This window comes from Pantoea sp. K16 (assembly GCF_048452805.1).
Classification (GTDB): domain Bacteria; phylum Pseudomonadota; class Gammaproteobacteria; order Enterobacterales; family Enterobacteriaceae; genus Pantoea; species Pantoea agglomerans.
In genome coordinates this window covers 97941-121908 of sequence record NZ_JBLWNV010000008.1, presented here as the reverse complement: position 1 = coordinate 121908, position 23968 = coordinate 97941, and the positions used below count along the sequence as shown (strand labels likewise).

Genomic DNA, 23968 nt, shown 5'->3' with positions numbered 1-23968 from the left:
TTTCTGAAAACAAACAGGGCGGGATTGCTCCCGCCCTGTTTTATGCTGCCCGCCTGCTGAAGGTATCAGCCTTCGTTGTGCAGCTCGAGGTTTTCGACTTCGTTCTGCCGCTGAAGCGCTTTGGCATCATCATTACGCAGCGACTCGAGATACTCCAGATATTGCTGATCGACATCTTTCGTCACGTAAATGCCGTTGAACACCGAGCACTCAAATTGTGCAATGTCCGGATTCTCTTCGCGAACCGCTTCGATCAGATCGTCCAGATCCTGGAAGATCAGCGCATCGGCTTTAATCAGCTGGCGAATCTCTTCCACTTCACGGCCATGCGCAATCAGTTCCGTGGCGCTGGGCATATCGATACCGTAGACGTTCGGGAAACGAATTTCCGGCGCTGCTGACGCCAGATAAACCCGTTTTGCGCCCGCTTCACGCGCCATCTCAATGATCTGCTCTGAGGTGGTACCGCGAACAATAGAGTCATCCACCAGCAGCACATTTTTATCACGGAATTCGGCGCGGTTAGCGTTGAGCTTGCGGCGCACCGCGCTGCGACGTAACTGCTGGCCCGGCATGATAAAAGTACGGCCAACGTACCGGTTCTTCACGAAGCCCTGGCGATAGGGTTTGTCGAGAATACGTGCAATTTCCAGCGCGATATCGGTGGAGGTTTCAGGAATCGGAATCACAACGTCGATATCGAGATCTTCCCACTCGCGCGCAATTTTCTCACCCAGCTTGGTGCCCATACGAACACGGGCGCTGTAGACCGAGATTTTGTCGAGGAAGGAGTCGGGACGCGCAAAATAGACATACTCGAACAGGCACGGATTGCTTTTCGGATTTTCAGCGCACTGGCGGGTAGACAGCTGGCCCGCTTCAGTCACATAAACCGCTTCACCCGGTGCAACGTCACGGATGAACTCAAAGCCCAGCGTATCCAGCGCCACGCTCTCGGAGGCGACCATATATTCGGTGCGGCCATCAGCGATAACGCGCTTGCCCAGCACCAGCGGACGGATACCGTTAGGATCACGGAAGGCGACCATACCGTGGCCGATAATCATCGACACCACCGCATAGGCACCGCGCACCTGCTGATGCACGGCAGCAACCGCAGCAAAGATGTTGTCGGCTGTCAGCGGATCGTTTTGAAAACGATCTAACTCCTGCGCAAAGATGTTCAGCAGGATTTCAGAATCTGAGGTGGTATTAACGTGACGGCGGCCCTTTTCAAACAGGTGCTTACGCAGCACGTGGGCGTTGGTCAGATTACCGTTGTGCGCCAGGGTGATGCCATACGGGGAGTTTACATAGAATGGCTGCGCTTCAGAGGCACTGGAGCTTCCCGCGGTTGGATAACGCGCGTGACCGATCCCCATATTGCCCTGCAGACGCTGCATGTGGCGTGCTTCGAAAACGTCGCTGACCAGGCCGTTTGCCTTTCGCAGGCGAAAACATTTCAGCGCATCGATAGTACAAATGCCTGCGGCATCCTGCCCGCGGTGCTGGAGCACCGTTAACGCGTCATAGATCGACTGGTTGACCGGCATGAAACCGGTGATACCGACAATACCGCACATGTTGTCATTTCCTCATTAAGCCGCACTCCCGGTCACATCACCGGGGTAAAAAACTCGACGTGCTTTTCAGGTAATCAAAAAACCACCTGATTATATAACTGAACTCGGGAATGAGTTGAGACTGTTGCCAGTCCGGACTTTTGGAAAACCCAGTGAATGTATCGAGGAAGAACAGCAAAGCGGCTACGATCAGCACACCACGCAATGCCCCGAAACAGACGCCCAACACCCGGTCGGTTCCCGACAGGCCGGTTTTTTCCACCAGCGTGCCGATAACGTAGTTCACAATGGCCCCCACAATCAGGGTCGCCACAAACAGCACACCGATAGCGATACCGTTACGAACCAGTTCGTCGTCAAAACCTGTAAACCAGACTGCAAGGTAGGCGTAGTAATGACTGGCGACAAAAAACGCGCATCCCCAGGTAACAAGAGATAAGGCTTCACGGACAAACCCACGGACCAGGCTGACCAGAGCCGAAAAACCAACTACCGCAATAATGACGTAATCAATCCAGATCATGAACTCTTCCAGCGCCAGTGCAATTGCACCCCTGCATCCAGTTCGGGGCGCATTCTAACAGAAAAAGAAAACGTTTGCGTAGCGGTTTTCTTTTTCTGCATCCATAAAAAAGGCGATGAAAAAAAACGCTATCGCCCGGGTGATTCTCAGCCGGACAGGCCGTTGAAAATCGTCAATTTTTTTCGCGGCAGCGCGCATTAAACGCGCTGTCTGAGGGGTAAAAGACGCTGCCTGTTACTGCTATCGGCAGCGCCAATCGCCCGTTTTAGCGGGCGCTGTAGGGCTTCACGACACCGCCCAGTCCTGAGATACTTTTCAGCTCGCCAACCGCACTCTGCATTTTGGCTTTCGACGCATCCGGCCCAACGTAAATGCGGGTGATCTGACCCTGTACCGGCGTTGAAGGCACGGTAAAGGCGCGATAGCCCGACAGCCGCAGCTGCGCGACAATCTCATTCACTTTGCTGGCGTTTTTCAGCGCACCTAACTGCACCACATAAGCCTGCCCTGCCGGCGCTGTCGTCTCTGCTGATTTTGGCGCCTCTTCCTGCTTCGGCTGTTCGACCACTTTAGGCTGTTCAACCGGTTTAGGTTTAGGCTGCTCCACGACTTTTGGCTTCTGCTGTTCGACCGGCTTCTGCTTAGGCTGCTCTGTTACTTTCGGTTTCTGCTGCTCAACGACCTTCGGCTTCGTCACCGTCTGTGCGGGCACAGACTGATGAACCGGCGGCGGCGAGACCACTACCGGATCGCTCTCGTCTTCCGGTTGAGTCCGACCCTGCTCTGCCGTAGCGTTGGTTTTACCGTTGCCATTGCCATTGCTGCTGCTGACCGCATTGCCCGCGCCTTCCGGCGGCTGTGCCGGCAGCGACTGGGTTACCGGCGGCACCATTTCGCTGTCCTGCTGATCGTCAGGTTTCGGCACCAGCGGAATGGCGGCGAACTCCTCTTTGTAATGCTTTTTCTGACCATCCAGCAGCCCTGGCAGCACAATCACGCCAACGGCGACCAGAATAACGGTGCCGACTAAACGGTTCTGAAACTTACTTGCCACGTCCTTTCTCCGTTTCAATCGATTCCATGACCTGTGCAACGGTGTGGAATGAACCACAGACCAGCACAATGTCCTGCGGCGCTGCCCGCTGGCGTGCCTGCTGCCAGGCGAGCTCAACCGAACTAAAAGCCTCGCCCTGCGGCAGGTTGTTCAGCAGTTGCTCAGCACTGGCGCCGCGCGGACCCGCGAGGGGCCCGCAGTACCAGGCATCGACCACCGGTGCCAGCGCCGCCAGCGTTCCGGCGATATCTTTATCATGCAGCATGCCCACCACGGCATGCACTTTGCCGCGTTTCGGCAGTGCCGCCAGCCGCGACGCCAGATATGCTGCCGCATGCGGGTTATGGGCGACATCCAGAATAACGCGCGGTGATTCGCTGAGGGTCTGAAAACGGCCTGGCAGCATCGCCAGCGGCAGGCTGGCGCGAATCTGCGCCTCACTGACCTCAAGCCCGGAGACCCGCAGCGCCACCAGCGCGGTCGCCGCGTTAGGCAGCGGCACCTGCGGCAGCGGCAGATCGTTCAGCTCACCTGTCGCATCACGCAGTGACCAGCTTTCTGCCTGCGCATGCCACGACCAGTCATGGTTGCGTTGCAACAGCTGCGCACCTTTTTCCTGTGCGACCAGGGCAATACTCTGCGGCATATCCGGTTCACCCACTACCGCAGGTTTTCCCGCCCGGAACACACCGGCTTTTTCACGCCCGATGCTTTCGCGATCCGGGCCAAGCCAGTCGGTGTGATCGAGCGCAATGCTGGTGACCACCGCGACATCGGCATCCACGATGTTTGTCGCATCCAGCCGTCCGCCGAGGCCGACTTCGAGGATCACGACATCCAGCTGCGCCTGGCGGAACAGATTCAACGCGGAGAGCGTGCCAAATTCAAAATAGGTCAGCGAAATATCTGCTCGTCCGGCTTCAATCTCCGCAAAGCTGGCACAGTGCTGCGCTTCACTCAGCTCCTCTCCCTGAACCCGAACGCGCTCGGTATAGCGCACCAGATGCGGTGAGCTGTACACGCCCACGCGGTAGCCCGCGGCGATCAGCAGCGTTTCCAGGGTACGACAGGTGGTGCCTTTGCCATTGGTACCGGCCACGGTAAAGACAAAAGGAGCGGGTTTCAGCAGGTCGAGACGAAGCGCTACCTGACGAATACGGTCCAGACCCAGTTCAATGGCCTGAGTATGCAGGTGCTCAAGATAATAAAGCCACGTGGCCAAAGGCGACGTGGCTTGGGGAAGGTGAAGATTGTCCATATGTCCCGTTTTGCTTATTTATACCTGGCAGGCTGCTGCTGCGGTATACGGTGCATTGGTAAGAGGTGCTTTGGACGCACCTCTCTATCTCCTGTCAGGCCTCGTTGCTTTCCGATTCAGTCGTCGCCGGAGCGGACTGTTCACCGTCATGCAGCGGTGCCGGCAGGTTCATCATTTTTGCCAGCAGGCTTGCCAGTTTGTAGCGCATTTCCGGACGGCGAATAATCATATCAATCGCGCCCTTTTCAATCAGGAACTCACTGCGCTGGAAGCCCGGCGGCAGTTTTTCACGCACGGTCTGCTCAATAACGCGTGGGCCGGCAAAGCCAATCAGTGCTTTAGGTTCCGCGATATTGAGGTCGCCCAGCATGGCAAAACTGGCCGAAACACCACCCATAGTCGGGTCAGTCAGCACGGAAATATAAGGCAAACCGCGCTCCCGCATTTTGGCCAGTGCCGCACTGGTTTTCGCCATCTGCATCAGCGACTGCAGCGCTTCCTGCATACGCGCCCCGCCGCTGGCGGAGAAGCAGATCAGCGGGCAGTTATCTTCTAACGCCTGCTCAACCGCACGTACAAAACGCGCACCGACCACTGAGCCCATTGAACCGCCCATAAAGGCAAATTCAAAGGCCGCCGCAACAACCGGCATGCCGTGCAGCTGACCTTTCATGACCACCAGCGCATCTTTCTCACCGGTGTCTTTCTGGGCCGCGATCAGACGATCTTTGTACTTTTTGGAGTCACGGAACTTGAGCAGATCTTTAGGTTCAAGTTCACTACCCAGCTCAACCATCGTGCCCTGATCGAGGACACTGCCTAGGCGCTCACGTGCGTGCATCCGCATGTGATGGTCACACTTCGGGCAGACCTCAAGATTACGCTCCAGCTCGGCGCGGTAGAGCACCTGACCACAGCTGTCACACTTGGTCCAGACCCCTTCCGGGATACTGGCTTTGCGCACAGGCGTTCCGGTGCTTTTATTAAGAATGCGTTCAATCCAGCTCATTGATGACCTTTCTGTTTAAAACTGACCTGGTCCAGTCGTCTTGATACTGCTGAAAACCGCTTCAGCAGACGGTAAATGTCGCTCATTAAACCACAACCTGTTCAGACTGTGGATAAAAATCTGGTCTTACCCCTGAGCGCAGCCTTACGGCTGCTTCTGCTGCTTAGCCTGACGGCGATGACGCCAGACTTCAATCACACCTGGCAGAATCGAGACCAGGATAATGCCCACAATCAGCAGCTTCAGGTTTTCCTGCACCACCGGCAGATCGCCAAACAGGTAGCCGGCATAGGAGAACAGCAGCACCCAGAGCAGCGCACCCGTTACGTTGAACAGCGCGAAGTGGCGATAGGACATATGGCCCATACCGGCAACAAACGGCGCAAAGGTTCGCACGATCGGCACGAAGCGCGCCAGGATAATGGTTTTTCCGCCGTGACGGGCATAAAACGCATGGGTTTTATCCAGATGGCTGCGACGGAAAATCTTCGAGTTCGGGTTACTGAACAACCGTTCGCCAAACAGGCGGCCAATGGTGTAGTTCACTGCGTCGCCCAGAACCGCGGCCACCACTAATAATGCCACCATCACATGCACATTAAGATCGTTACCCGGCAACGCCGCCAGTGCGCCCGCCACAAACAGCAACGAGTCACCCGGCAGGAAGGGCGTCACCACCAGACCGGTTTCGCAGAACAAAATCAGGAACAAAATAGCGTAAATCCAGATACCGTACTGTGCAACCAGTTCGGCAAGATGCACATCAATGTGCAGAATAAAATCAACCAGAAAATGGAGAAACTCCATGGCGCGCCCTTTTAAGTCCTGAAAGTGAATTAATCCGCGAGGAACAACGGTCCCATCGACGGCTGTGGTAACGCAAAGTGGGATGGGTAATCCACCGCCACCAGATACAACCCCTCTGCCCGGGCTGTGGCTGCGGCTAATGTCCGATCCTTCGCCGCCAGCAGCGTTGCCATCCATGACTCCGGCTTATTGCCGCAGCCTATCTCCATCAGGCTGCCCACGATATTGCGCACCATGTGATGCACAAAGGCATTGGCTTTGATATCCACAATCACGTAGGGACCCTGACGCGTCACGTTGAGGTGAATCACGTTGCGCCACGGTGTACGCGACTGGCACTGCACGGCTCGGAATGAGGTGAAATCATTCTCGCCTAACAAACACTGCCCGGCGCGCTGCATCTTCTCTGCATCCAGAGGATGGTAAAAGTGCGTCACGCCCTGCGCCAGCACCGCCGGACGCAGACGCTGATTGTAGATCAGGTAGCGATAGCGTCGGGCCGTGGCGCTGAAGCGGGCATGAAATTCATCCGGCACCGCTTTCACCCAGCGCACCGCAATATCCGGCGGCAGATTAGCGTTGACGCCCAGCGTCCAGGCGCCATCAGGCCGCTGCGAGGTGGTCTCGAAATGGACCACCTGCCCCGTCCCGTGTACGCCTGCATCGGTGCGGCCAGCACAAAAAATGCTGACCGGATGATCGGCGACTTTCGACAGCGCGCGTTCTACCTTCTCCTGCACGCTGCGGACTTCATTCTGACGCTGCCAGCCGTAGTAACGGCTACCGTCATACTCGATGCCGAGCGCCAGTTTTTGCGTCTGACCATCGGACATGGTTACAGATACTCCTGAACCAGTTTCTCAGCGGTTTTCACCGCCATCAGCGCGCCGCCAAAACGAATGTTGTCCGCTACTGACCAGAACTGCAGCAGCTCCGGGATACCGTAGTCGTTGCGCACAGCGCCGATGCTCAGTTCGCCGTTGCCTGAGGCATCCGTGACCGGCGTCGGCACTTCATCCTCTTCGCTCAGACGAATATCTGACGCCAGCGCCAGTTCGGCACGCGCTTCTTCAGCAGAGAGCGGGCGCAGGTTTTCGATATGCACAATCTGCGCATTACCGTAGAACACCGGAGCCTGTACGCTGCTGACCGCAATCGGTAAGCCTTCGTCCTGCAATACCTTACGCACCTGATCAATCAGGCGACGCTCACTCTCCACGCTGCCTTCTGCGTCGGCCTGTTGTGGCATCAGGTTAAACGCCAGCTGACGACCAAAATGGTGTTCATCGGCCGGAAGACCGTTCAGCAGGCGGGCACTTTCCCCGGCCAGCGCATCAACAGCCACTTTGCCGTAGCTGGAGACTGAGATCAGGTTAGTCACCTGTAAACGACTCAATCCGGCCGCATCCACCAGCGGTTTAATTGCGGTCAGCAGCTGGCTTACCAGGTTGTCCGCCACGCTGATGATGTTGCGATTGCGATAATCTGCCAGCACCTGCGGATTCACATCTGGCACCACCAGCGGCACATCGGGTTCCAGCGCAAACAGCTCGCTGCTGTCGATCACCAGACAACCGGCATTGGCCGCTTCATCGGCAAAGCGCGCCGAGGCGTCACGTCCCGCCACGAAAAAGGCCAGCTGCGCCTGTGACCAGTCGAACGTCTCCGCATTTTCGACCCGCACCGAGCGGCCTTCGAAACGTTTGATTTCGCCCGCGCTGTTTTCGCTGGCCAGCAAATATAATTCACCAACCGGGAACTGGCGTTCCGCCAGCAGTTCCAGTACAGCGTTCCCTACTGCGCCTGTCGCGCCAAGTAGCGCAATATTCCAGCCGTCAGACATGTTGGTTTACTCCAGACAATGACATAAAAACAGAAGGCGGTGATATTCACCGCCCAGGGATTCAGATTTATCCCCGTCGTCTTTCACGTTGCATCTTTGTTGGCTGCGTTCACTCACCCGAATCACTTACCTGAGTAAGCGCATCGGGATTCGTTCTCTTGCCGCCTCAATGCAACCCGAAATCCATTGGGTATATCCCCCCAGAACCCGCCGTCATGCAGACATGCCAGCAGCGCCCGCCTTCCGTTCACTGATTAATTCAGTGCGGAAACCGCGCCAGGGCGCCTGACCTGTAGCGCCCGCTATTCCGGGGAGATGATTGCGTTAAAGCCCAGCTGGTTCAGCAGCTCAGCGGTTGTGGCGTCATCGCAGTTCACCTGCAGCGATGACCACTCGCGGCGCTCCTGATACTGCTTGCGCAGGCGATCAAACTCGCCGGGTTTCGCCGCCACTTTACGCAGGGGGGCATCATCGCGGCGCACATCATACACCAGATGCGCCAGGCGTTTCAGCGTTGGCTGATCCAGCGGGCCATTCAGGGTGATTTCACTGAATTCCGGCACCGGCAGTAAGGTACTGAGCGGCACCTGCTGCGGCTGACCAATAAAGTCGCACCAGGCTTCAAACACCTGGGTGGTGCCGCGCGCTTTGCCTTCCAGCGTGTAGCCCGCGATGTGCGGCGTGGCGATATCGACCTTATCCAGCAGCGCCAGCGACAGATCCGGCTCCGGCTCCCAGACATCCAGCACGACGCTAAGATCGTGCCGCATTTTCAGCACCTCCAGCAGCGCGCTGTTGTCCACCACCGGGCCGCGACAGGCGTTGATCAGAATAGTATTAGGCTTTAGCGCCATCAGCAGCGCCGCATCCGCCAGATGCCAGCTTTTATACGGGCCCTCTTTAAACAGCGGCGTATGGAACGTTAGAATATCAGCCTGCTCTGTCACGGCCTCCAGCGACAGGAAATCCCCCTCGTCACCGCGATCGGCGCGCGGCGGATCGCACAGCAGGGTTTTGATGCCCCAGGCCTCAAGACGCTTTTGCAGTCGCCCACCGACGTTACCGACGCCAACGATGCCGACAGTGCGGTCACGCAGCTGGAAACCATCGCGTTCCGCCAGCAGCAGCAGCGCAGAAAAAACATACTCCACCACCGCAATGGCGTTACAGCCGGGTGCGGCAGAGAACGCAATGCCCGCCTGCTGCAGCCAGTTCTCATCGATATGGTCGGTGCCCGCCGTGGCGGTTCCGACAAATTTCACCGGCTTTCCTGCCAGCAGGGCCTCATTAACCTGGGTGACTGAACGCACCATCAGGCCATCGGCATCGGCCAGTTCAGCCACCGGCAGCGGACGCCCCGGCACCGCGACCACGTCGCCGGTACGGCTGAATAGCTCACGGGCATAAGGCATATTTTCATCGACCAGAATTTTCACCACGGCTTTCCTGTCAGTTACATATCAGGCAATTATTCTGGCACAAAGCGACGCGTTAGCCTAACCGTGCACGGTAGCGTTCGGGCGTGGTTCCCGCCTGTTGCTGGAACATCACAATCAGCGCCGAAGCTGAACTGTATCCCAGCTCATGGGCGATGCTCTGCACGCTTTCCCCCTGCTCCAGCAGCACAATGGCGCGCAGAAACCGCAGCCGCTGCCGCCACTCGCCAAAGGTCATATGAAGCTGCTGCTGGCAGCGACGCGCCAGCGTCCGTTCGGTGGTAAAGACCCGCGCCGCCCAGCCTGCCAGCGTGGTGTTATCGCCCGGATGCGCTTCCAGCGCATGTAACACCGGCGCCAGAAATTTATCGTCAGAGGTGGGCAGATAACTCTCCTGTACCTGCGCCAGCTGCAGGCGATCGCGCAGCACCTCGCACAGCCGCCACTGCGCATCCGTTTCGGGTTGCTCGATTTGCTGCTCAGCAAACTCATCCAAAATGGCGTGTGCAATGGGATCGACCAGCAGCAGGCAGGCGCGCCGGGGCAGATCGGCGCATAATGGGGCCGCCAGATTAAAGGTACGGAACTGTGCCTGACGATGGTTATAGCTACTGTGAAGCTGACCCGGTGGGATCCAGACCGGAATATCTGCCGGTGTCAGCAATCGCTCACCCTCGACCTGCATCTCCAGTACGTGGCTTTTCACCATAATGAGCTGACCCCAGGCATGCGCATGCGGCAGATATTCGGTGCGGGCATTGGCCTGCTCATAACGCATAAAGTAGCGCAGTTGCGGCGCGTCAAGGGGCGGCTGGTAGATCACTTTCAGGGTCATTCTGTCCGCTCCACAACTAATTTTGTCCGATATTAACTATCTGAATAAATCCGGACAAGCGTACACTGCGCCTCATTATGGCGTGTGGAGAGTCAGCATGTTTTTCCTGTACCCGCTCTTTGCGGTAATAATCTGGTCGATCAACTCAATTGTCAGCAAACTCTCGGCGGATGCGATCGATCCGGCGGCGATCTCATTCTACCGCTGGTTACTGGCGCTGCTGGTGCTGACGCCCTTTGTGCTGCCCGGCGTCTGGCGCACGCGTCAGGTCATTAAACCGCACCTCTGGCGGCTGGCGATCCTTGGCCTGCTCGGCATGGTGCTCTATCAGAGTCTCGCCTACTACGCAGCACAAAGTGTCAGCGCACTCTTTATGGGCATTATCGGCGCCCTCATCCCCCTGCTCACCGTGCTGCTGAGCGTGGTGATCCTACGGATTGCGCCGACGCTGGGCATCCTGCTCGGCAGCATCATCTCCTTTACCGGTCTGGTGTGGCTGGTCAGTGAGGGCAACGTGATGCAGCTGCTGAATCACGGTCTGGGCAAAGGTGAACTGCTGATGCTGGCCGCCTCTGCCGCCTATGCGCTGTATGGCGTGCTGACACGCCGCTGGGCGCTGCCGCTGCCGATCTGGCAAAGCCTGTATGTGCAGATTTTATTTGGTGTCGTACTGCTGTTGCCTGGTTTTCTGCTGGCCCCCGAGGTGGCGCTTAACCGGCACAACCTGCCGCTGGTGGCCTTTGCCGGTCTGTTTGCTTCGATCATCGCGCCGTTCCTGTGGATCCACGGTGTGCAGCGTCTGGGTGCCAGCACCACCAGTATCTTTATGAATCTGATCCCGGTATTTACCGCGGTGATCGCGGTGATTTTTCTGCATGAGCAACTACACAGTTACCACTGGATTGGCGGCGGTCTGACGCTTGGCGGTGTGATACTGGCGCAGCGGCTGCGTACCCCCTTAACCCGCCGTAAACCGGTGAGTCACCCGCTGCCCTGAATAGCGCGGCCGGCAGATTACGGGTAGCGGCTGTGGCGAGTGAGGGTACTGTTGAGGATGGCAGTGAAGAGAGTCTACAGCTGAAGCGTAAATCTCGCGCCGAAACGCATGTCCCCCGTGGGATTTCCCGGGGGCTTTTGCTATCATGGCCTATTCATTTTCCGGCGCACCCCACGCTGTTCTGTTTTCCCAAGGAATCCGCCATGCAACCACTCAGCGGCCCCGGTGTGCCGGTCGGCGATCGTTCATCTGTCAATCCGCAAACTGGCGTAACGCGTCACGGTTCAGTGGCCGGTGAACAGCCCCTCTCCCCTGCGCAGCGCACAACGTTAGAACGCCTGATCGTGCGTATCTCATCGCTCAGTAATCTTAAAGCGCCTGAACTGTGGGCGGGCGTACGCCATGAAGTGGGCGTAAAGAGTGAAGCGGAATTACAGTCGCGTCATTTTCCGGCAGCGGAACAGTACCTTAATGGCCGCCTTACGCAGACGCAAAATGGGCATGCCACACGCCAGCTGATGACCCAGCTCACCGATCTGCTGCCGAAAGGGAATAACCGTCAGGCCGTCAGCGACTTTATCCGTCAGCAATTTGGTCAGACCGTACTGAGCGCGCTGAGCCAGGATCAGCTGCGCCAGGTGCTGACGATGCTGCAGAACGGGCAGATGACGATTCCTCAGCCGCAGCAGATCCGCGTCAGCGATCGCACGCTGCTGCCTGCCGAGCACCATACGCTGAATCAGCAGGTGGTACGCCTGGCCGCTGCCACTGGCGAATCCACCGGTAAGCTGTGGACGGCTGCGCTGAAACTGGTCAACCTCACCAGCGGTGATCCCATCCCGTCGCGCCACTTCCCGCTGCTGACCCAGTATCTGCAGGTGCGCCAGACGTTGAGTCAGCACAGTGCACCGACGCTGCAATTGCTGGAAGCGTCCCTGAAACAGCCGCTTGATCAGCAGGAGCGGCAGCAACTGGAGGATTACAGCCAGCAGCGTTTCCAGGCGACACCGCAGACGGTGCTCACCGTAACGCAGACCCAGGATCTGCTGAACTTCCTGTTCAGCCGGCGCGCCGACCGGGCAGAAAAACTTCTCGAACAGCCGCTGGCTGCCAGCGAGATAAAACCCCAGCCGATCTGGTCACCCTTTGTTGCGTCGCTGCCGCCCGCGATTCAGCCTCTGGCAGAGCGCCCCCTGCTGGGCTTCTTTGTCGCTCTGGTTGTCATCACCCTTTTACTCTGGCTGGTCCTCTGAGTTAACAGCTACAGAATGCTTTGGGCGCGGCGACTGGCCATTCGCCCGGTGCATCACCCCAGGTCAGCGGATGACCGTCACGTTTCCAGAAATCCAGCCCGCCAATCAACTCCTTCACCTGAAATCCCAGCGAGGCCAGTTTCCAGGCCGCTTTCGTCGAGCCGTTACAGCCAATGCCGTCACAATACGTGACATAAACTTTGCTGCGATCGAGCCGGGCCGTGGTAGTGGCATCCATCTCGCGATGCGGAAAGTTGATCGCGCCGCAAATATGCCCGGCGCGATAAGCCTCCGGCGCGCGAGCATCGATTACCACGATATCCGGGATTTGCCGTTCCAGATCTTCCGCCAGATCCCAGGCGTCGGTGTAAAAAGCGAGTTTTGCCTGCAGATAGTCGAGGCTTTGCTGCGGGGTGGCGGCCGGAACTCGTAAAACCGATGACATAGCGATTCTCCTGTTGTGGTGAGTCTGCAGTTTACGGCAAAGTGGACTGCTTACTGATACCCATTCCCCATCAGGTATAAGACCCATATGTCTTCATCGTTATTACAACTTTTCCAGCATCAGACCAGTGGCGGCGTGCGCGAGCGGCTCTGCTCTACCCTGCGACTGGCGATCAACCGGCACCATCTGCATGCTGGTCAGCAGTTGCCGTCCAGTCGGCAGCTGGCGCAGGATCTGCGTCTGTCACGTGTGACGGTGGAAGCGGCCTACGGACAGCTGGAAAGTGAAGGCTATCTGCGACGCGAGACCGGTCGCGGTACTTTTGTTGCCATCATCATCCCCACCCACTCATCATCATTTCCGGCCCGGCCTCAGCCCGTCCGTTTCTCGGCGCGGGGCCAGCAGGTACTGGCAACCGGTGGCTGTCAGGATCCCCCTTTTCCCCATGCATTCGCCGCCGGTTCACCGGAGTTACGCGCTTTTCCCCATGACACGTGGCGACGCCTCGGCAGCAGCGTGCAGCGTTCACTGGGCAGTGCCGCAATGGGATACGGCGATCCCTGCGGCTACCTGCCGTTACGCAGCGCACTCGCGGATTATCTGGCACTTTCCCGGGGCGTGGCATGCCAGCCGGAACAGGTGATCATTCTGACCAGTTCACAACAGGCACTGCAGTTACTGGCAATGATGTTCGTCGATCCCGGTGATGAGGTATGGATGGAGGAGCCGGGCTATCCTGGTGCGCGTAACGCCTTTCTGGCTGCCGGCGCACAGGTGCGCGGGATTGAGGTCGATGCCGAAGGTGCCATCCCCGCCAGCGGCAGTGCAAAACTGATGTATCTGACGCCATCGCATCATTATCCTACCGGCGTGACGCTGAGCCTGACGCGACGCCTGGCGTGGCTGGACTGGGCGCAGCGCAACCGGTGCTGGCTGATCGAAGACGATTATGACAGCGAATTTCACTACGACGAACGTCCTGTCCCTGCGCTACAGGGACTGGATCGCCATCAGCGGGTGATTACGCTGGGCACCTTCTCGAAGTCGCTGTTTCCCTCCCTGCGGCTGGCCTGGATGGTGGTCCCGCCTGCGCTGATTACCCCCATAGGCCAGGCACGCAGCGTGCTGGATGGACACAGCGCCCTGCTGCCGCAGGCTGTCACCGCCGCCTTTCTGCAACAGGGACATTTCGCCAGCCATCTGCGGCTGATGCGTCAGCTCTATCACAGCCGTCGCGATCTGCTGCTGACGCTAATCGCTCAGCAACTGTCGCCGTGGATCACGCCGATTGTCAGCAGCGGCGGATTACAGGTAACTGTCAGACTGCAACAGGATGAAGCGCGATTAAGCGCATTGGCGGCTCAACAGGGTTTGCTGCTGCCGCGTCTGAGTCCGCTCTATGCCGGGCCTTCGTCTCAGCAAGGCTGGATGCTGGGCTTTGCCGCACTGACGCCTGACGAGATTGTGGCAGGATGCGATACATTGCTGCGGCTGCTGCAGCGGGAGGGCTAACACGGAGGTTTGAACGAGGTAAAGCGGATGGGCTGTAAAACAAAAAGGGCCGGCAAGCCGGCCCTTCAGAGTGCTGACGTAATAATTACGCCTGATATTTACGCATGGTCAATGTGGCGTTGGTACCGCCAAAACCAAAGCTGTTAGACATCACGGTAGTCAGCTCTTTTTCCATCGGCTCAGTGACGATGTTCATACCGGTTGCTGCCGCGTCAAGCGAGGTGATGTTGATGCTTGGCGCGATAAAGCCATGCTCCAGCATTAGCAGCGAGTAGATCGCTTCCTGCACGCCAGCCGCACCCAGAGAGTGGCCGGTCATCGCTTTCGTTGCTGAGATGTATGGCGTGTTATCGCCAAACACTTCACGAATCGCGCCCAGCTCTTTCACATCACCCACCGGGGTAGAGGTTCCGTGGCTGTTCAGATAGTCAATTGGGGTATCGACACCGTGCATCGCCATCTTCATGCAGCGCACTGCGCCTTCACCTGATGGAGCAACCATGTCTGCACCGTCTGAAGTGGCACCATAACCGACGATTTCGGCATAGATATGCGCACCACGTGCCAGCGCATGCTCCAGTTCTTCAACGACGACCATGCCACCGCCACCGGCGATAACAAAGCCGTCGCGCTCATTGTCATAAGTGCGTGACGCTTTTTCTGGCGTGTCGTTGTAACGGGTAGAGAGCGCGCCCATGGCGTCGAACTCACAGGCCATTTCCCAGCACAGCTCTTCGCCGCCGCCCGCAAAAACGATATCCTGTTTGCCAAGCTGGATCTGCTCAACGGCGTTACCGATACAGTGCGCAGAGGTGGCACAGGCGGAGCTAATCGAGTAGTTTACGCCATGAATTTTGAATGGCGTTGCGAGGCAGGCAGAGACGCCAGAGGCCATCGCTTTGGTGACAACATAAGGGCCAACCGCTTTCAGGCCGCGTGGGCTGCGCATTGCGTCAGCACCAAATACCTGGAAACGTGGGGAGCCGCCGCCTGAACCCGCAATCAGACCCACACGTGGGTTGCTCTGATACGCTTCAGCGCTAAGGCCAGAATCTTTAATCGCTTCTTCCATGGAAAGATAAGCATAGATGGACGCATCACTCATAAAGCGCACAACTTTGCGATCGATGAGGCCGGTGGTATCTAATTTAACGTTACCCCAGACGTGACTACGCATGCCGGAATCTTTCATCTCTTCAGAAAAGGTGATGCCAGAGCGTCCTTCACGCAGAGATGACAGCACCTCCTGCTGGTTATTACCAATACTGGAAACGATCCCTAAGCCAGTAATCACAGCACGTTTCATTCAATCTTCCTCATCCACTTCTTCTTAATTGGCATGCACTCTAGCGTACACTTGTACGCCGAACAAGTCCGATCAGCTATTTCCTTTTGTAAATTTGCGTCATGTCACGCGGGTCGCTAGAATCGCGCCACTGCCTGAAAAACGAGCCTTTACCGTGAAATTGACCCCGGTTGAACATGCAAAGCTAAACTGGAATGAACAGGGTACACCTGTTTCCCGAGCGTTTGGCGATGTCTATTTCTCTAATGACAACGGTCTGGAAGAGACACGCTATGTCTTCCTTGGCGGCAACGGTTTTCCCCAGCGTTTTACTGAGCATCCGCGCGATCTGCTGATCGTGGCGGAGAGCGGTTTTGGCACCGGTCTTAATTTCCTGACGCTGTGGCAGGCGTTCGATGCGTTTCAGCGCGAACAGCCCGACGCCACTTTAAAACGTCTGCATTTCATCAGCTTTGAGAAATTTCCGTTAACCCGTGAAGATTTAACTGCGGCGCAGCAGCACTGGCCCGAACTGGCCCCCTGGGCGGAGGCGCTGCAGGCGCAGTGGCCCGCTGCCCTGCCCGGCTGTCAGCGTCTGCTGTTTGATGGCGGCCGCATCACGCTCGACCTGTGGCTGGGCGATATTAACCTGCTGATGGGCCAGCTGGATGAGAGCCTGAATCGTCAGGTAGATGCCTGGTTCCTGGATGGGTTCGCGCCCTCAAAGAACCCGGATATGTGGACGCCGGAGCTGTTCGGCATGATGGCAAAACTGGCGCGGCCGCAGGGGACCTTCGCGACCTTTACCGCCGCAGGCATTGTCCGGCGCGGTCTGCAGCAGGCGGGCTTTGCGGTCATCCGCCGCAAAGGATTTGGTCCGAAGCGCGAAATGCTATGCGGGCCGTTGCAGGATGCGCCTCCGTTGCCCGCCGCACAGCCCTGGTATCATCGTCAGGCTGCGGAGCAGCGTGATGTAGCCCTGATTGGCGGCGGCGTCGCCAGTGCCACCCTGGCGCTGGCGCTGCTGCGTCGCGGCTGGCGGGTAACGCTTTATTGCGCCGATGAGGCGCCCGCGCTGGGCGCATCCGGCAACCGTCAGGGAGCGCTCTATCCGCTGCTCAATCAGCACGACCCGGCACTTGCCACTTTTTTCCCCTCGGCCTTCAGCTTTGCCCGGCGGCTCTATGATCAATTAACCGTCACCTATGAGCATCACTGGAGCGGTGTGCTGCAGCTGGGCTGGGATGAGAAAAGCCGTAAGAAGATCGATCAGATGCTGGCGATGGACCTGCCTGAAATAATCGCCTGTGGCGTCGATGTGGCAGAAGCTGAAAAACGGGCAAATGTTGAACATGGCTGTGGCGGCATTTTCTATCCGCAAGGCGGCTGGCTCTCACCGGCAGAGCTGACCACCGCGATGCTGGCGCATGGCGAAACCCAGGGATTGCGCATTCACTGGCTGCACCGGGTGAGCGCGCTTTCCCGTGAGGATGATCACTGGATGCTGACGTTCAGCGATCGTCCGGCGGTACGTCATCCGACCGTCGTACTGGCAAACGGTCATGCGATTGCCGACTTTGCGCAAAGCGCCCCGCTGCCGACCTATCCGGTGGCCGGTCAGGTAAGCCATGTTCCCTCCACGCCGGGCCTCAACGCGCTGCAAACGGTGCTCTGTTACGACGGCTATCTGACGCCTGTCAGCCCGCAGTTTGGTACGCACTGTATCGGGGCCAGCTATCACCGTGGCGATATCGCAACCGCGTATCGGGAAGAGGATCAGCAGGAGAACCGCAGCCGCCTGCTGCATTGCCTGCCTGACAGCAGCTGGGCCGAAACGGTGGATGTCAGTGACGGAGAGGCAAGAATGGGGGTGCGCTGCGCCACCCGGGATCACCTGCCGATGGTGGGCGGCGTGCCGGATTATGCTGCTACGCTGGCGCAGTATGCTGATTTACCGGCACAGCAGGCGGCAGGCAGCGATATCGCTGACGCACCCGATCTTGCGGGCTTGTATCTGTTTGGGGCGCTGGGATCGCGCGGCCTGTGCAGTGCGCCGCTGGCGGCCGAAGTGCTGGCAGCTCAGCTGGCGGGCGAGCCGCAGCCTCTGGATGCCAGTACCCTGGCAGCACTCAATCCGAATCGTTACTGGGTGAGGAAATTACTGAAGGGAAAAGCCGTTTAGCGGACGCTAAGGGCGGCATGCCGCCCTGCACCACTACGCGGAGAGCTGGCGTGCCTGAACAAACAGGTTATCCCACATCCCGACCACTAATGCCTGATCGCGCGGCGAGAGTTCTCCGGCAGCAATGGCATTTTGCAGACTGCGGGTCACCTGAATCTGCAGCGCTTCTGGCGTATGTTCGCCCAGTTGCTCCACTTCAGCGACGGCCAGTGTCAGATGCCCGCGCAGATAACCGCTGGCGAACAGCTCATCGTCACTGGCATGCTCGACCATGTCGTCAATCAGGGCCAGAATACGCGCTTCAAATTCTGCGATCATCTCAATTCCTCTTTTAATAATGCCTTTCTGCATCACAGATCGTCCGGCCAGGGAAACTGCGATGCTGTTAATGAAGGCCTGCCATAAAATTCCGCCAGGGCGGTAATAAAACGCGCGGGACGGTCGGGAATGCCCGACGTCAGATAGCTCATGACCTGAGCATGCACTTTACGCTGGAACGCAATGCGATCCGGCTCACAATCCCCGTCGAGATTGTCACAACTCACGTTGAAGGGAAAGCCTGCCGCCGTACAAAACATCCACTCCAGCGCCTGTGGCTTCACTTCCACCGCTTCAAACTGACTCTGGGTCAGCGCATCGCGGCCATCCGGACAGTACCAGTAGCCAAAATCGACCAGTTTGCGGCGCGCTTCACCGGCGATGCACCAGTGAGAGATCTCATGCAGGGCGCTGGCGTAGAAGCCGTGAGCAAAGACCACACGATTCCACGGCGATTCAGCATCAGCAGGAAGATAGATCGGTTCATCATCGCCTTTAATTAGACGGGTCTGAAATTCATCGCTGAAACAGCGATCAAACAGCGTGATCAGCTGTTCATAATGATGAGTCGGGTTCATGACGGTATCAGGTTTTAGGTTACGATTGCAGCGTGGCAAGCCAGGCCATAACGGCGCTGCCATGGCTGTCCCACAGTAATTTAATGCTCATGACGGCAGACACAATCACCACCATCGGGCGGATCAGCTTCTGTCCGCGGCTCAGCACCAGTCTTGCGCCCAGACGCGCGCCGCAGAAAGCGCCGAGCATCATGATCAGGCCGGTTCCCCACACCACTTTGCCGCCGAACATAAAGAACAGCAGGCTGCCGAGGTTCGAGGTGAAGTTGAGGACCTTGGCATGGGCGGTCGCTTTGGCAAGGTTGTAGCCGCAGAGCGTGACGAAAGCCAGCGCATAAAAAGATCCTGCGCCCGGTCCGAAAAATCCGTCATAGAATCCCACAGCCCCGCCGCCGATCAGCGCATAGGCCAGACCATGCAGACGACGCGCCTGATCCACTTCGCCGAGTCGCGGCATCAGCAGGAACCACAGACCGATAGCGATTAAAAACAGCGGCAACATCTGGCGCAGGAAGTCTGCCTGCAAGCGCTGAATCAGTATCGCGCCCAGCACGGAACCCAGCAGCGTCATGGCAATGTTCAGCCACTGTTCATTCAGATTGACCGCACCACGCCGGATAAAGTAGAGACTGGCGGAAAACGATCCGCCGACCGATTGCAGTTTATTGGTCGCCAGCGCCTGGGCCGGAGAGAGGCCCGCCGCCAGCAACGAAGGTACCGTAAGTAATCCCCCGCCACCCGCGATTGAATCAATAAAACCGGCGAGCATGGCGATTAAAAACAGCAGCCCGACGAGCAGCGGGCTGACCACAAACCAATCCATGGAATCCCTTACAGTAGATGTTTATCCAGCAGGGCCTGACAGGCAGGCGGTAATGGCGGCGGCTCACGTTTCACCGGTGCGCCCGAACCAGGCTGTTTCGGCAGGAACCAGCTCTGCAGCTCTGCGCCACAGCCATCACCAGCAGGCGGTGCAGGCTGATCTTCACAGCCAATACTGCCCGCCGGGCAGCGCAGGCGCACATGCATATGGGCACGGTGAGCAAACCACGGGCGCACTTTACGCAGCCAGTCACGATCGTTACCTGCATCGGCACAAAGCTGCTTTTTAATCGCCGGATTGACGAAGATCCGTGTCACATCATCATCTTTGGCGGCCAGTTTAATCAGGCTATCAATTTCTGGCTGCCAGTGACGCGCAATCACATTTTTGTCACCCGGCCCGACCAGATCGAGCGGCTGCGGCTTCAGCAGTTGCTGGGCGCTCCAGCGGGTTTTCGGCAGTTGCAGCCAGATATCGACATCCAGTCCGGTCTGATGGCTGGCGTGACCACTGCTGAAACGTCCGCCTGCTGCCATGCCCATGTCACCAATCAGCACGTTGCCCAGTTGCAGGTTATGCACCTGCGTACTGAGCCGCTGAATAAACTGAATCAGATCGGGATGACCAAAGTAGCGCCGCTGATCCTGACGCATCACCTGATAGTGCGGTGAATTCAGCGGCAGCGCCTCGGCGCCAACAATACAGCCGTTGGCAAAGCCACCGATTGACTGCGGTGCGCCGGTGATCGGCTGCTGGATGCGTTGCCACGGCGTCGCCGCCAGGCTGGAGGCGCTGATCAACAGCGCACTCAGGGTAAGCAGAAGAGCCTTCATGGCATCACCAGCGCGGTACGGAGCTGTTAACGTCACCGTTCTGCGCCCGCTGGCGCAGCAGATGATCCATCAGGACGATCGCCATCATCGCCTCGGCGATCGGCACTGCGCGGATCCCGACGCAGGGATCGTGGCGGCCTTTGGTGATCATCTCCACTTCTTCGCCGTCGCGGGTAATAGTTTTACCCGGCACGGTGATGCTGGAGGTTGGTTTCATCGCCAGATTGGCGCTGATGGTCTGGCCGCTGCTGATGCCGCCCAGAATCCCCCCGGCGTGGTTGCTCTGGAAACCATCGTGGCGGATCTCGTCGCGATGCTGGCTGCCGCGCTGGTTAACCACCGCAAAGCCGTCGCCGATTTCAACGCCTTTAACGGCATTGATGCTCATCAGCGCATGTGCCAGATCGGCATCCAGCCGGTCAAATACCGGCTCGCCCAGGCCTGGCGGCACGTGATCTGCCATGACCGTGACTTTAGCGCCAATGGAGTCGCCCTCTTTTTTCAGGCCGCGCATCAGTTCATCCAGCGCCTCCAGCTTGTCCGCATCCGGGCAGAAGAATGGATTCTCTTCCACGATGCTCCAGTCTTTCAGCTCACAGGCGATGTCACCAATCTGTGACAGATAGCCGCGCACCACGACACCGTGTTTCATCTGCAGGTATTTCTTGGCAATCGCACCGGCCGCCACGCGCATCGCGGTTTCGCGCGCCGACGAGCGTCCACCGCCACGGTAGTCGCGCTGACCATATTTCTGCTCGTAGGTGTAATCAGCATGGCCCGGACGGAAGAGATCTTTGATAGCGCCGTAATCCTGCGAACGCTGATCGGTATTTTCAATCAGCAGGCCAATCGAAGTACCGGTAGTCACACCCTCAAAGACGCCGGACAAAATTTTCACCTGATCCGGCTCGCGGCGCTGCGTGGTATAGCGCGATGTGCCAGGACGGCGGCGATCAAGATCATGCTGAATATCCGCTTCGGTCAGCGGAATACCTGGCGGCACACCATCAACGATACAGCCCAGCGCAAGCCCATGGGACTCGCCAAAGGTCGTTACTCGAAAAAATTGCCCGATGCTGTTTCCGGCCATGCTGTTTCCTTCTCAGGGTTCGGCGGGCGATGCTTCGCCCCACTTTTAGTCTTTGTAAAAAGAGAAATGGTGTTTTGCGTCGACAATCTGCTGGCGCGTCAGCGTAAAGACGCCATCGCCGCCGTTGTCGAATTCCAGCCAGGTAAAGGGCACGTCGGGATACTGTTCGATCATGTGCACCATGCTGTTGCCCACTTCGCAGACCAGGACGCCCTGCTCGCTGAGATAATCTGGTGCACAGGCCAGAATGCGGCGTACCAGCTTCAGGCCGTCGCTGCCTGCCGCCAGCCCCAGCTCCGGTTCGTGGCGATATTCGTTCGGCAGATCATCCATATCTTCCGCATCAACATACGGCGGATTGGTGACGATCAGATCATATTTCAGCGGTGGCAATTCGCGGAACAGGTCAGCGCGAATCGGCGTAACCTGATGAATCAGGCCATGTTCTTCAATGTTCTGCTCGGCAACCGCCAGCGCACCGGTAGAGATATCCACCGCGTCCACTTCCGCTTCCGGGAAGGCATAGGCGCAGGCAATCGCGATGCAGCCGCTGCCGGTACACATATCCAGTATATGATGGGGTGGCGAGCTGACCAGACCGGCAAAGCGGTTCTCAATCAGTTCGCCAATCGGTGAACGCGGCACCAGCACGCGCTCATCAACAAAGAACTCGTGGCCGCAGAACCAGGCTTTATTGGTCAGATAGGCGACCGGAATGCGCTCGTTAACGCGACGAATGACGCGCTCAACGATCAGAAGACGTTCGCTGGCGGTCAGACGCGCATTGCGCATATCTTCAGGAATATCCAGCGGCAGCCAGAGTGACGGCAGGACCAGTTGAACGGCTTCGTCCCAGGGATTGTCTGTGCCATGTCCGTACCAGATTCCGGCAGCGGAAAAGCGGCTGACCGCCCAGCGCAGCATGTCCTGAATGGTGTGCAGTTCGTTCACTGCCTCATCGACGAAAATTTTGTCCACGTAGCCCTCCGCAGGCCTTTTGCTAAATCGGCCAGTAGTGTGCCATGAAGCCGGGGAGAATTCAGCGCAGCGAGGTGAAAAAGCTGACATTTAATGACGCTTAACGGTAAGGTATCGGCTCTGCTGTGTGACAGCCTTTTCTGATATGACTGACCTGCCATGAGTAAAAAAACACCACTAAGCCCGGATGACCAGGCGCTGTTTCGCCAGTTGATGACGGGTACACGCCAGTTAAAACAGGACACGTTTGTCCACAAAGCGCCGGTTAAAACCCGCCACATCCCGGTAAAACGTCTGCTTTCAGAGCAGGCGGACAACAGTCATTACTTTTCGGATGAGTTTCAGCCACTGCTCTCAACGGAAGGTGCCACCCGTTACGTGCGCGCCGATGTCAGCCATTTTGAGCTGAAAAAATTACGTCGTGGCGACTATACGCCAGAGATTTTCCTCGATCTGCACGGCTTAACGCAGCAGCAGGCCAAGCAGGAACTGGGGGCACTGATCGCCGCCTGCCGCCGTGAACATCTGTTCTGCGCCAGCGTCATGACCGGTCATGGAAAGCATATTCTGAAGCAGCAGACGCCGCTGTGGCTGGCCCAGCATCCGTGGGTGATGGCTTTTCATCAGGCACCCAAAATGTTCGGCGGTGACGCCGCGCTGCTGGTTTTGATTGAGATTGAGGAGTGGCAACCGCCTGAATTGCCCTGAGAGGGGCCGGAATTATCGGCCCACAGACGTCAGATTGCTTTAGCCAGCTTTTTGGGACTGACCTGCCACAGCAGTTTACCGGCACTCGCTGCGGGATCGAATTCCACGCAGGCAATAGCGGAAGTGGCGAACATTGGCGGTGCTTCCTGCGGGCACAGTTCAGAGACTAAATACCCCACCAACGGTAAATGTGAGATCACCAGAGCCGATTTCACGCCTTCATTCGCCAGGGCCTGCAGATAACACCCGACCATCTCCGGATCGCCGCCCGGCGTTAATTCCGGCAGAACGTCCTGGCTTTCCGGCAGGGGAAAGGCTTCACGCACGGTCGCGAGCGTTTGCTGCGCGCGTAAATAGGGACTCACCAGGACACGCTCAATGTCCGGCGTCTGGCTGTTAAGCCAGTTGGCCATCTGACGTGATTCATTGCAGCCACATAAGGTTAAAGGCCTGACTGAATCACTGGCTGCTTCCAGAGCCGCATCGCCGTGACGCATGATAAAAACTTGCATAAAGCACCGCTGTTGTTTGTCGACATCGCCCGACGCGTAGCGCCTGACTCTTCACTCTGCGAATGAACGCTGTGTTTTACCCTAATGGCTTTAGTATAGTCAACCG

24 protein-coding genes are annotated in these 23968 nt (G+C 57.7%); 5 read left to right on the top strand and 19 right to left on the bottom strand.

Annotated elements, in window-relative coordinates; genetic code table 11:
* Positions 1-65: 65 nt before the first annotated feature.
* The 10 genes from purF to ACK13D_RS12510 form a co-directional block, all read right to left on the bottom strand.
* On the bottom strand, positions 66-1583 hold the full coding sequence (purF, locus tag ACK13D_RS12555) for an amidophosphoribosyltransferase (RefSeq protein ID WP_010258001.1): 1518 nt from the start codon (positions 1581-1583) through the stop codon (positions 66-68).
* Between the two features lie 37 nt (positions 1584-1620).
* Entirely contained in the window at positions 1621-2106 is a 486-nt protein-coding gene (gene cvpA / locus ACK13D_RS12550) for a colicin V production protein (protein ID WP_003854265.1), read from the bottom strand.
* Positions 2107-2371: 265 nt separating this feature from the next.
* Positions 2372-3160, bottom strand: coding sequence for a cell division protein DedD (gene dedD / locus ACK13D_RS12545; RefSeq protein WP_167423467.1), 789 nt, complete (start codon positions 3158-3160; stop codon positions 2372-2374).
* A complete protein-coding gene (gene folC / locus ACK13D_RS12540) occupies positions 3150-4418 on the bottom strand; it encodes a bifunctional tetrahydrofolate synthase/dihydrofolate synthase (protein ID WP_418796509.1) in 1269 nt (422 codons plus the stop codon). Before folC ends, dedD begins: the two co-directional genes overlap by 11 nt.
* 94 nt (positions 4419-4512) lie before the next feature.
* Positions 4513-5427: an acetyl-CoA carboxylase, carboxyltransferase subunit beta gene (gene accD / locus ACK13D_RS12535; protein ID WP_010257992.1), complete on the bottom strand. Its 915-nt coding sequence runs from the start codon at positions 5425-5427 to the stop codon at positions 4513-4515.
* 144 nt (positions 5428-5571) lie between these two features.
* Positions 5572-6234, bottom strand: a complete 663-nt coding sequence (locus ACK13D_RS12530; protein WP_010257990.1) for a DedA family protein — start codon at positions 6232-6234, stop codon at positions 5572-5574.
* 29 nt (positions 6235-6263) lie between these two features.
* Positions 6264-7067 carry a tRNA pseudouridine(38-40) synthase TruA gene (truA, locus tag ACK13D_RS12525; protein ID WP_008926481.1) on the bottom strand — a complete coding sequence of 268 codons (804 nt, stop codon included), beginning with the start codon at positions 7065-7067 and terminating at the stop codon, positions 6264-6266.
* Between the two features lie 2 nt (positions 7068-7069).
* On the bottom strand, positions 7070-8077 hold the full coding sequence (locus ACK13D_RS12520; RefSeq protein WP_033778725.1) for an aspartate-semialdehyde dehydrogenase: 1008 nt from the start codon (positions 8075-8077) through the stop codon (positions 7070-7072).
* 302 nt (positions 8078-8379) lie between these two features.
* On the bottom strand, positions 8380-9513 hold the full coding sequence (gene pdxB, locus ACK13D_RS12515; protein WP_033778724.1) for a 4-phosphoerythronate dehydrogenase PdxB: 1134 nt from the start codon (positions 9511-9513) through the stop codon (positions 8380-8382).
* 55 nt (positions 9514-9568) lie between these two features.
* The gene (locus ACK13D_RS12510) at positions 9569-10348 is read right to left on the bottom strand and encodes an AraC family transcriptional regulator (RefSeq protein ID WP_033772307.1); all 780 of its coding nucleotides are present in this window, start codon (positions 10346-10348) and stop codon (positions 9569-9571) included.
* Between the two features lie 97 nt (positions 10349-10445).
* Here ACK13D_RS12510 and ACK13D_RS12505 point away from each other — a divergent pair, with 97 nt between their 5' ends.
* Complete coding sequence (locus tag ACK13D_RS12505; RefSeq protein WP_010671444.1) at positions 10446-11345, top strand: DMT family transporter; 900 nt, start codon at positions 10446-10448, stop codon at positions 11343-11345.
* A gap of 203 nt (positions 11346-11548) precedes the next feature.
* On the top strand, positions 11549-12598 hold the full coding sequence (gene flk, locus ACK13D_RS12500; protein ID WP_010671443.1) for a flagella biosynthesis regulator Flk: 1050 nt from the start codon (positions 11549-11551) through the stop codon (positions 12596-12598).
* Between the two features lies 1 nt (position 12599).
* Here the strand turns inward: flk and ACK13D_RS12495 are convergent, their stop codons facing one another.
* Positions 12600-13043 (bottom strand): rhodanese-like domain-containing protein, encoded by a 444-nt coding sequence (locus tag ACK13D_RS12495; protein WP_263054163.1) that lies wholly within the window; start codon positions 13041-13043, stop codon positions 12600-12602.
* An 87-nt stretch (positions 13044-13130) separates the two neighbouring features.
* Here ACK13D_RS12495 and pdxR point away from each other — a divergent pair, with 87 nt between their 5' ends.
* Complete coding sequence (gene pdxR / locus ACK13D_RS12490; protein ID WP_418796504.1) at positions 13131-14555, top strand: MocR-like pyridoxine biosynthesis transcription factor PdxR; 1425 nt, start codon at positions 13131-13133, stop codon at positions 14553-14555.
* 85 nt (positions 14556-14640) lie between these two features.
* On the opposite strand, the gene fabB is transcribed toward pdxR, so the two are convergent.
* On the bottom strand, positions 14641-15861 hold the full coding sequence (gene fabB / locus ACK13D_RS12485) for a beta-ketoacyl-ACP synthase I (protein ID WP_010257968.1): 1221 nt from the start codon (positions 15859-15861) through the stop codon (positions 14641-14643).
* Between the two features lie 154 nt (positions 15862-16015).
* Between fabB and mnmC the strand changes: the two genes are divergently transcribed.
* Complete coding sequence (gene mnmC / locus ACK13D_RS12480) at positions 16016-18022, top strand: bifunctional tRNA (5-methylaminomethyl-2-thiouridine)(34)-methyltransferase MnmD/FAD-dependent 5-carboxymethylaminomethyl-2-thiouridine(34) oxidoreductase MnmC (protein WP_418796502.1); 2007 nt, start codon at positions 16016-16018, stop codon at positions 18020-18022.
* Positions 18023-18055: 33 nt separating this feature from the next.
* Here the strand turns inward: mnmC and ACK13D_RS12475 are convergent, their stop codons facing one another.
* The 6 genes from ACK13D_RS12475 to prmB are packed head-to-tail and all read right to left on the bottom strand — an operon-like array spanning position 18056 to position 22642.
* On the bottom strand, positions 18056-18340 hold the full coding sequence (locus ACK13D_RS12475) for a YfcL family protein (RefSeq protein WP_010257960.1): 285 nt from the start codon (positions 18338-18340) through the stop codon (positions 18056-18058).
* Positions 18341-18372: 32 nt separating this feature from the next.
* The gene (locus tag ACK13D_RS12470) at positions 18373-18918 is read right to left on the bottom strand and encodes an elongation factor P hydroxylase (protein ID WP_003854284.1); all 546 of its coding nucleotides are present in this window, start codon (positions 18916-18918) and stop codon (positions 18373-18375) included.
* Between the two features lie 19 nt (positions 18919-18937).
* Positions 18938-19741, bottom strand: a complete 804-nt coding sequence (locus tag ACK13D_RS12465) for a sulfite exporter TauE/SafE family protein (protein ID WP_033767494.1) — start codon at positions 19739-19741, stop codon at positions 18938-18940.
* A gap of 8 nt (positions 19742-19749) precedes the next feature.
* The gene (gene mepA / locus ACK13D_RS12460; RefSeq protein ID WP_010257953.1) at positions 19750-20574 is read right to left on the bottom strand and encodes a penicillin-insensitive murein endopeptidase; all 825 of its coding nucleotides are present in this window, start codon (positions 20572-20574) and stop codon (positions 19750-19752) included.
* A gap of 4 nt (positions 20575-20578) precedes the next feature.
* Entirely contained in the window at positions 20579-21664 is a 1086-nt protein-coding gene (gene aroC / locus ACK13D_RS12455; RefSeq protein ID WP_010257950.1) for a chorismate synthase, read from the bottom strand.
* Between the two features lie 45 nt (positions 21665-21709).
* Positions 21710-22642 (bottom strand): 50S ribosomal protein L3 N(5)-glutamine methyltransferase, encoded by a 933-nt coding sequence (gene prmB / locus ACK13D_RS12450; protein WP_010671438.1) that lies wholly within the window; start codon positions 22640-22642, stop codon positions 21710-21712.
* Positions 22643-22801: 159 nt separating this feature from the next.
* Between prmB and smrB the strand changes: the two genes are divergently transcribed.
* A complete protein-coding gene (gene smrB / locus ACK13D_RS12445; RefSeq protein ID WP_010257944.1) occupies positions 22802-23350 on the top strand; it encodes an endonuclease SmrB in 549 nt (182 codons plus the stop codon).
* Between the two features lie 29 nt (positions 23351-23379).
* Here smrB and sixA read toward each other — a convergent pair whose 3' ends face one another.
* Positions 23380-23862, bottom strand: a complete 483-nt coding sequence (sixA, locus tag ACK13D_RS12440) for a phosphohistidine phosphatase SixA (protein WP_010257941.1) — start codon at positions 23860-23862, stop codon at positions 23380-23382.
* Positions 23863-23968: the final 106 nt, after the last annotated feature.

Bases quoted from the DNA above. Each gene is read 5' to 3' on its own strand.
- purF (WP_010258001.1), bottom strand. From the start codon at position 1,583: ATGTGCGGTATTGTCGGTATCACCGGTTTCATGCCGGTCAACCAGTCG.
- cvpA (WP_003854265.1), bottom strand. From the start codon at position 2,106: ATGATCTGGATTGATTACGTCATTATTGCGGTAGTTGGTTTTTCGGCT.
- folC (WP_418796509.1), bottom strand. From the start codon at position 4,418: ATGGACAATCTTCACCTTCCCCAAGCCACGTCGCCTTTGGCCACGTGG.
- accD (WP_010257992.1), bottom strand. From the start codon at position 5,427: ATGAGCTGGATTGAACGCATTCTTAATAAAAGCACCGGAACGCCTGTG.
- ACK13D_RS12530 (WP_010257990.1), bottom strand. From the start codon at position 6,234: ATGGAGTTTCTCCATTTTCTGGTTGATTTTATTCTGCACATTGATGTG.
- truA (WP_008926481.1), bottom strand. From the start codon at position 7,067: ATGTCCGATGGTCAGACGCAAAAACTGGCGCTCGGCATCGAGTATGAC.
- ACK13D_RS12520 (WP_033778725.1), bottom strand. From the start codon at position 8,077: ATGTCTGACGGCTGGAATATTGCGCTACTTGGCGCGACAGGCGCAGTA.
- ACK13D_RS12510 (WP_033772307.1), bottom strand. From the start codon at position 10,348: ATGACCCTGAAAGTGATCTACCAGCCGCCCCTTGACGCGCCGCAACTG.
- ACK13D_RS12505 (WP_010671444.1), top strand. From the start codon at position 10,446: ATGTTTTTCCTGTACCCGCTCTTTGCGGTAATAATCTGGTCGATCAAC.
- flk (WP_010671443.1), top strand. From the start codon at position 11,549: ATGCAACCACTCAGCGGCCCCGGTGTGCCGGTCGGCGATCGTTCATCT.
- ACK13D_RS12495 (WP_263054163.1), bottom strand. From the start codon at position 13,043: ATGTCATCGGTTTTACGAGTTCCGGCCGCCACCCCGCAGCAAAGCCTC.
- pdxR (WP_418796504.1), top strand. From the start codon at position 13,131: ATGTCTTCATCGTTATTACAACTTTTCCAGCATCAGACCAGTGGCGGC.
- fabB (WP_010257968.1), bottom strand. From the start codon at position 15,861: ATGAAACGTGCTGTGATTACTGGCTTAGGGATCGTTTCCAGTATTGGT.
- ACK13D_RS12475 (WP_010257960.1), bottom strand. From the start codon at position 18,340: ATGATCGCAGAATTTGAAGCGCGTATTCTGGCCCTGATTGACGACATG.
- ACK13D_RS12470 (WP_003854284.1), bottom strand. From the start codon at position 18,918: ATGAACCCGACTCATCATTATGAACAGCTGATCACGCTGTTTGATCGC.
- ACK13D_RS12465 (WP_033767494.1), bottom strand. From the start codon at position 19,741: ATGGATTGGTTTGTGGTCAGCCCGCTGCTCGTCGGGCTGCTGTTTTTA.
- mepA (WP_010257953.1), bottom strand. From the start codon at position 20,574: ATGAAGGCTCTTCTGCTTACCCTGAGTGCGCTGTTGATCAGCGCCTCC.
- aroC (WP_010257950.1), bottom strand. From the start codon at position 21,664: ATGGCCGGAAACAGCATCGGGCAATTTTTTCGAGTAACGACCTTTGGC.
- smrB (WP_010257944.1), top strand. From the start codon at position 22,802: ATGAGTAAAAAAACACCACTAAGCCCGGATGACCAGGCGCTGTTTCGC.
- sixA (WP_010257941.1), bottom strand. From the start codon at position 23,862: ATGCAAGTTTTTATCATGCGTCACGGCGATGCGGCTCTGGAAGCAGCC.